This window comes from Streptomyces sp. NRRL F-2580 (assembly GCF_000720115.1).
Lineage (GTDB): Bacteria > Actinomycetota > Actinomycetes > Streptomycetales > Streptomycetaceae > Streptomyces.
The window spans coordinates 1-844 of the sequence record NZ_JOIR01000105.1 but is presented as its reverse complement, the minus strand read 5'-3'; the positions used below and the strand labels follow the sequence as shown (position 1 = coordinate 844).

1 pseudogene is annotated in these 844 nt (G+C 67.5%); it reads left to right on the top strand.

From position 1 onward, the window contains the following. A pseudogene (locus IF88_RS49810) lies at nucleotides 1-833 on the top strand (IS630 family transposase); the annotation flags it as partial. Nucleotides 834-844: the final 11 nt, after the last annotated feature.

Sequence of the window (844 nt, the reverse complement as noted above, 5' to 3'; positions counted from 1 at the left end):
GTGCTCGAGGAGGAACTCGGCAAGGGGCCGTCGGCACACGGCTTCGAAGACGAACGCTGGACCCTGGCCCGGGTCCAGACCCTGATCCGTCGGCATCTTCGGGTGAGCCTGTCAGTGGCGACGGTGTGGCGGCTGCTGAAACGGCACGGCTGGTCCTGGCAGACGCCCGCCCGCAGAGCCCTCGAGCGTGCCGAGCACGCGGTGGAGCTGTGGAAGAAGGAGGTCTGGCCGGGGGTAAAAGCCTCGCGGCGGCGTCCGGTGCCTGGATCGTCTTCGAGGACGAAGCCGGCTTCTCGATGACTCCGCCCCGTGCCCGCACCTGGGGCCGGCGCGGACAGACCCCTGTCATCCGTGTGCGCGGCAGGTCCCGCCGCCGGACCTCGGTCGCCGCGCTGTGCTGCTACAAACCCGGTGAACACAGCCGTCTCATCCACCGGCCCCGCACTCATCTCCTGCTCAAGGGTGCACGCAAGAGCTTCTCCTGGAAGGACTACCGCGACCTGCTGGTGCGGGCTCACATCCAGCTCGGCGGCCCGATCGTGGTGGTCTGGGACAATCTCAACACCCACCTGGCCGCGGGGCTGAAACATTACGAGGCCGAGCACGACTGGCTCACAACCGTCCGGCTCCCGCCCTATGCACCCGACCTGAACCCCGTCGAGGCCGTCTGGTCACTTGTGCGCAGAGCGATGGCCAACACCGCCTTCGCCACACCCGACGACCTCGACCGCACACTCCGCCGCGAGTTACGCAGAATCCAACTCCGACCCCACTTGGTCGACGGCTGCCTCACGGCCACACATCTGGCCATCGACCCACCGACCCCACCCTGAAAACCTCAGTA